Consider the following 6,427-nt stretch of genomic DNA (forward strand, 5'->3'; position numbering starts at 1 on the left):
TCTATTTGATTATTTTTCTTTGTACAAAACCATGCCTGCATGATAAAGGATGCCGTCCCTGAACTCACCATCGGCTGTAAATCCGGTGTCATCTTTATAATCGATATGGTTTCCGGAAACTTTATATGCTCCTTGATAGGCACTCTTACGGCTGCCACGTGCTTCATCGTAGCGATTGCCGGGCAGCAGTTCATGGCGTATATAACCATCTTCGGTTACCCACATGCCAATATATTCCTTCGTTGATTCTATTGTCGGTTCCATATATTTTAATTTCGTTCTTATTGGTTTATCCCAGGCCAGTTGGTCCGGAGCATCCGGTCCCTGTAAATTTATCCCTTTTCTGAATCCCAAATTCCATGCAAATTCATTTTGGCAGACTTGTATGGCTTTATCGTAACCTGTATCCTGACAATGATGCCAAACAGAATTAGCTAAAATATGGAAGCCATTAATTTCAGGCCAATATTTGATGGCAGACCGAGCCTGGGCCAGTATCGGAGTTGCTTCATTATACCTTAATTTATATTTAAAGGCACCAAAACTATCACTTTCTATCATCCTATAAGTGGCATGTTCATACAACATGTCAAACAGGCTCCCCCTTTCAGGTTGCCATGTACCATATACTTTGGCAACGGTATCATTATTCCTTTCCTTATTCAACAGCAATCGATCTGAAGCTAGATGAAAAAGAATGAGCGTTTCCAATGAAATGATTAAGTAAAACATGTTTATTTTTTTAAAGTATAAATACAGATATCCGAGGCTTTAGAGCCCCGGAGAATTAGCTGTTGACCTTAAGGAGATGGCTATAGCCCATTATTTTAAAAGCCCTCTCCGTTAAAGCTTCCCTTACCCCATTTCCTGGCTCGGCCAACCAGTCTGAGTAATCCACTGTATCCCTAAATGGTCTGTGTCCTGCCGGCAGAGCCAATATTTCAGCTATTCTATCCGCTACCCCCTGTATAGGGGCAACTCCAAACCTAAACAGGTTACGCAATCCCGGCCCATAGTTGTCCTAATCTTTTTGCAAGCCGCCATAATCTTTCAGAACGTCTTTATCTTTTGGAAACTCTGCAGTTTCAAAATGAGAAGTGCCATTCAAAAAGACGCCTGGCATCAAAATAGTGGTTTCAACTCCAAATTGACTTATTTCATAAGCCGTATTTTCTGCCAGGGCATCCAAACCGGCTTTTCCGATTACATATGGGGCCATAAAAGGTGCCGTTACATTGGTAATGCCACTGCCCACATATAAAATCAAGCCCCTTTTCCGAGCTCTCATATAAGGCAAAACAGCCCTGTTCAACCTATGGGCCCCTATTACATTGGTGTTTACCGCACTCGCAATTTGCTCAGGGGTAAAAGCTTCAGCATAACCTATGAACAAGTGGGCGGCATTGTGTATCACCACATCAATCGCTCCTTCATGATGCATGATGGTATCAGCAGCTTTCTGACAGGAGTCTTCCAAGTGTATGTCCAGGTCTACGATATCCACCTTGCTGTCTCTGCTTTCCACATCATCCCTAAGGGCAGCTGATTTTTGAATGTTACGTCCGTCAGGATCTCTGATTCCTGCATATACTTTATGCCCTTGTAATGCCAATGTCCGGGCGGTATGTAGTCCCATTCCCGATCCGGCCCCTGTGATCAGCACGGCCAATTTTTTCTTATCGTTCATAGTCTTAATATTTAGTGATTGGAAATATCTGTAGATGTAGCAAGCGGTTCGTTTTGCTCCAGTGTTTTCTGGATAAGATCCAGCTTTTGTTTGGCATATAGGTATGCATCCTTTCCCATAAAGAAGTGGACCGGCGGCATTTCTTCTTTACTTAATGTTATCAGCACATCTGCTGCTTTTTCCGGGTCATTGGGCTGGTTCCCGTTGATACTGTTCAAGTGGTCCTGTTCCATCTGTCTAGCTGCCTTATATTCTGCTATCGGGTTTAAGGCAGTCTGTGCAGATCCTTTTGACAAAAACCCAGTTCTGAAATAGCCCGGATATACCAGTGTAGTATGTACGTTAAAAGGTTTCATTTCCTCAGCAAGTGCTTCGGTCAATCCGGCCACGGCAAATTTGGTAGCACAGTAAATGCCAAAGCCCGGAAAACTTCCCACATATCCCCCTATCGAAGAAATGTTAAAAATATGCCCCGCCTGTTGCTTACGGAAATGAGGTGCTACATGGCGGATGACATTCAGGGAACCAAACACGTTGACATCAAAGCTGTCCTTAACCTCCATACTGCTAAGCTCTTCCAGTGTGCCCATCAAGGCATAGCCGGCGTTGTTTACCAATACATCCAACTTTCCGAAATGGTTAATGCATTCGGTTACCGCGGCTTTTACATTTTCATTGTCGGTCAGGTCCATCTTAAGGGGAAGAAAGGCATCCGAGGCATCCCCTATTTCTTCTATCAATACTTCAATGTGGCGGGATGTAGCTGCCACCCTAAAATTTTGGGACAATAGCTTTTTGACCAGTGTAAGCCCCAGCCCCTTTGAGGCGCCGGTTACAAACCATACTTTTTGAGTTTCCATCTTTCTTTGATATTTATGATTGAATGATGATACAAAGATGAAGAAATTGAAATCCTGCCACTTAGCCAAATCATTGAATATCGTAGCCATTTCGTGAACCTTTATATTTGATGCTTTTTTTTCAGTACCAGTCCATAAAAAACAGCTTAAGTCAAGGTCACAGCACCATCGAAAAGGACATGCCAAGCCAGATCACCTACTCTGCCAAGGAACTAAAGGTCCATTTGACATCAGGCTAATTATTTTTTATAAATTGTGATATTTTGATACCTGGTGCGAATAATTAAGAAAACAGATATTTATGCACCTCAAATATTTAATCCAATGAAAAACAGCCAAATCAATGATATACCGATCGACTACCTTAGAAGATGTACAGACTAAGTAAAAATATGGATATAAATGAGAAAACTGACTTGTTTTTATCAGTGGTTCAATCCAATAAAGGTATAATATATAAGGTAGCAAATTCTTATTGCAAGGACGTTGAAGACCGAAAAGACCTCGTTCAGGAGATCATTATCCAATTATGGAAAGCCTTTGATGATTATAACGACAATTTCAAACATTCTACATGGATGTATCGGATTTCACTGAACGTAGCCATATCATTTTACCGCAAAGAAAGTAGCAGAAAGAAAATATCAAATCCCTTTACAGATGGAATCTTCAATTTTCCGGACAATGACGGTATTGAAGACAAAGAAACGGACTTGGGTATTTTACAACAGATGATTTTTCAGCTAAAAGATTTCGACAAAGCACTGATGCTACTTTATTTGGAAGAAAAGCCTCACAAAGAAATTTCCCAAATCATCGGTATATCCGAAAGCAATGTAGCTACCAAAATAAACCGCATTAAAAACAGCTTAAAACAACAATACTCTCAACTTAAAACTCAATAAAATGAATAATACAGAATTGATTAACATTTGGAAACTACAAAACACCAAAATCGACAAAACTTTAGCCATCAATGAGCTGCTATTAAAAGAAGTCATCAATGAAAAAGCCAGGTCTTCATTAAAGTCATTGATTAAATTGAAAACTGCCGGAATTATGGCTTTTGTTCTATATCTGCTTCTTTTAAGTTACGCCTTAGTGTATGCTCTGTCCGACTATTCTTCTGCCTGGAATTATTTCATTTTTTCTATTTCAGCAATTACCCTGGTTAACATTAAAGGCTTTGCAGACTACATTAAACATCTCGTTTGGGCCAACTCCATCAATTATAATGGCAGTATAATGGAAATTCAGCAACAACTGTCAAGGCTTCAGTTATCCATCATAGACCACGCAAGGATAATGTGTCTACAATTTCCGTTTTTTACAACATTTTATTTAAGTAATAACTGGTTTCCCGGAGAAGTTGGACCTGGATACATCATATTCCAGGCTTTATGTACAGGCTTATTTGTCTATTTCAGTTATTGGTTATATAAAAACCATAAACACGAAAACTTGGACAAAAAATGGTTTAGGAATATGATAGCGGGTTCGGGCGGAAAATCGGTTATGAAAGCCATGGATTATTATAAGGAACTGGAAGCGTTTAAAAGGGAGGAACATCATCCTACTGCATTTCGCAGCTAATGCCCATTTTATAAAAATGCCGAATTTATCATTGGAAAAGAGCATGCTTCAGACATTTGGCTATTCAGCTATATATCTACTGTAATTTTCACGGCCCCTATTACTCCGTCATTCCATCAAGAAGGACACCGTTACCCTGACTTCCCATTTTGCAAAGGCAAACGAACATAACTGGGACATTGAGAACATTCCGGTGATGGTGATTTTCAATGAGCCACATGCCTATATTTCGAGAAAACATTATGACAAAAACTTAATGTACCGACTTGAAATGACTATGCTTTCCCCGCCTATGGACATGGGAAATCAATATCCAAGACTGGATCACAGCCCTGACCATAAACATTATAAAATAGCATCAAAATTGGCTGCTGAAGCAGCCAGTGTGGAAAACCTTAGGGATCATTATCAAGTACAATGGCTAAAAAAAGCTTCATATGACAGGTATAGGATATCTATAGGAAAGTCTGGCATTTATAATACGCAGGACAAAATCAGTATAAGCTTTGAATGATGAAGGATGGAGCTTTTTATTGGAAGCCTATGGAAATAAATTATCAGCTTACCCCACTCTTACTATAAGGCCAAAGGGGAAATGTGTTGGCAGAGATGATGACTATACCATCTATTAAACCCATATCAATTCCTAATTCTATATAGAAACATACTGACGATCAGTCTTCTTTTTTTAATTCTTTGAAGGTATTACCAAAAGACCTCTGGAGCTGGAAAAGTATTCGGCGTCTGGAATGTCATTTCCCATAATCTATTTCCTGGATTTAATTCATAGGTATAGAGATGACCGGTATGTCTGTCTACAATGTATCATATATTTCTAAAGAAATGGAGACTTTCAGCATGGCCTCCTTACCCTATCCGCTCCCATATGCTATTTCCTAAAATTAGGAACTATCTTCATCATCGTGGAATGAGGTCCAATCCAGTTCACAGCAATTAACGCTCCCTCATAATAATATCACCTCTTTTATTGGTCTGCCATCCCCAGTCGGACCAACACACAATGGGAATGGCCAATCGTTCAATCCATGGTTATGGTTCTTGTCAAACCTGTTCAAAGGTTGCCCCTTGAACAAGGGGTCCTTTGACCTTTGGAGATACATAAAGTCTACGTTTCTCCTACGTTACCCAAGACTGGTGCAGGGGTAGTGATGGACTAGGATAGGCCGATCTGGACAGCTGATCTGCTACTATATGTACTGCCTGCCATAGAACTGGCTGCAGCGGCTATGCTGCTCATCCCCTATTTCAGGTACTGGGGGCTGGTGATCAGTACGTGGCTGATGGGTAGTTTCAGCTTATATATAGGGGTGGTGATGACTGGTATGTTGGGTAGGATCCCCTACTCCTGTGGTGGGGTGATCCAGTCGATGAGCTGGTCCCAGCATTTGCTGTTCAACCTCTTTTTCTTGGGTATTTCATTCATAGGCTACCTGCTTGAAAGAAGAAAAAGGGCCAAGGCCCAAATGGGCCTTTTTAAAGCATAAAAAACGAAAGGCCCATTTGGGCCCTAAAAACAAATATATAATACAGAAATTAGATCTATGGTAATCGGAATTACAAATTATTCATAATGCACTTCTTGGCAGTCAGTGAAACACTGAATTAAATAAAAAGCAAAACCATCACTGTCCGTGAAGCTACCAGGTGGCTGCCGGACAGCAGCAGGGGGCAAAAAAAACCGGCCGTCCCTCTCGGAAGGCGCATATATCTCCCCGGCCAGGAAGATATGCCAAGACGACCGGTAATCTTTAACTAACAAACAATAAAGCTATGAAAAAACATGCTTTAATCCTCCTACGCGGAGGAGTATTTTCTCTGGGTGCGGTACTGGCTTTTGCCTTTACGCAGCCAAATAGTGAAATCCAAAATCAATTTGGGTTTCAAATCCACAGGGGTACAGAATTTCAATTTCTGATTCCATATTACGCTGCTGTACCTTATTTGATACTTCCCACTACTAGTAAAAGTTCCGCCCGCTGTTGATTATTCAGTTTAACTTGGGTTGAGATAAGTTAGATGGGCGGAAGCTTTTTAGTAGCCTGGGTGCATGTACGGCATGGTGCTTTGCACGGTTAAAGATCACATTAGGGACCTTTAATCAGGCCCTCCAGGCACCTTACCCCCGCTACGGACTCCCGTTCTCCCGCTGGACCATATCGGTGGAGGGAGGTTTTTCAGGGCCGGGGCCCACTTGGATCTCGACGTGCATGCCGCGCTTGGCGGCCTCTTCCTTCAGGATCAGCCCCACGCTGTCTATCAGCGCCAG

General features: G+C 41.3%; 8 protein-coding genes and 1 pseudogene. 5 read left to right on the plus strand and 4 right to left on the minus strand.

Annotated elements, in window-relative coordinates; all coding sequences use genetic code 11:
* Positions 1-9 precede the first annotated feature (9 nt).
* The 4 genes from EL17_RS24130 to EL17_RS20995 are packed head-to-tail and all read right to left on the minus strand — an operon-like array spanning position 10 to position 2,637.
* Entirely contained in the window at positions 10-732 is a 723-nt protein-coding gene (locus EL17_RS24130; protein ID WP_240486041.1) for an Atu4866 domain-containing protein, read from the minus strand.
* Between the two features lie 55 nt (positions 733-787).
* Positions 788-1,003: a hypothetical protein gene (locus tag EL17_RS23940; RefSeq protein WP_205623597.1), complete on the minus strand. Its 216-nt coding sequence runs from the start codon at positions 1,001-1,003 to the stop codon at positions 788-790.
* Between the two features lie 18 nt (positions 1,004-1,021).
* A complete protein-coding gene (locus EL17_RS20990) occupies positions 1,022-1,687 on the minus strand; it encodes an SDR family NAD(P)-dependent oxidoreductase (protein ID WP_205623598.1) in 666 nt (221 codons plus the stop codon).
* A gap of 11 nt (positions 1,688-1,698) precedes the next feature.
* Positions 1,699-2,637: an SDR family oxidoreductase gene (locus EL17_RS20995; RefSeq protein WP_316932681.1), complete on the minus strand. Its 939-nt coding sequence runs from the start codon at positions 2,635-2,637 to the stop codon at positions 1,699-1,701.
* A 281-nt stretch (positions 2,638-2,918) separates the two neighbouring features.
* Here EL17_RS20995 and EL17_RS21000 point away from each other — a divergent pair, with 281 nt between their 5' ends.
* From EL17_RS21000 to EL17_RS21025, 5 genes and pseudogenes are all read left to right on the plus strand, one after another.
* Positions 2,919-3,452 (plus strand): RNA polymerase sigma factor, encoded by a 534-nt coding sequence (locus tag EL17_RS21000; protein WP_240486042.1) that lies wholly within the window; start codon positions 2,919-2,921, stop codon positions 3,450-3,452.
* A 1-nt stretch (position 3,453) separates the two neighbouring features.
* Positions 3,454-4,140 carry a hypothetical protein gene (locus tag EL17_RS21005; protein ID WP_035079052.1) on the plus strand — a complete coding sequence of 229 codons (687 nt, stop codon included), beginning with the start codon at positions 3,454-3,456 and terminating at the stop codon, positions 4,138-4,140.
* Positions 4,141-4,246: 106 nt separating this feature from the next.
* Positions 4,247-4,654, plus strand: a pseudogene (locus EL17_RS21010) (FMN-binding negative transcriptional regulator); the annotation flags it as partial.
* Between the two features lie 688 nt (positions 4,655-5,342).
* Positions 5,343-5,645 carry a MauE/DoxX family redox-associated membrane protein gene (locus tag EL17_RS21015; protein WP_394332179.1) on the plus strand — a complete coding sequence of 101 codons (303 nt, stop codon included), beginning with the start codon at positions 5,343-5,345 and terminating at the stop codon, positions 5,643-5,645.
* Between the two features lie 286 nt (positions 5,646-5,931).
* Complete coding sequence (locus tag EL17_RS21025) at positions 5,932-6,144, plus strand: hypothetical protein (protein ID WP_035079061.1); 213 nt, start codon at positions 5,932-5,934, stop codon at positions 6,142-6,144.
* Positions 6,145-6,427 lie beyond the last annotated feature (283 nt).

The sequence above is a fragment of the Anditalea andensis genome (assembly GCF_000714815.1).
Taxonomy (GTDB): Bacteria; Bacteroidota; Bacteroidia; order Cytophagales; family Cyclobacteriaceae; genus Anditalea; species Anditalea andensis.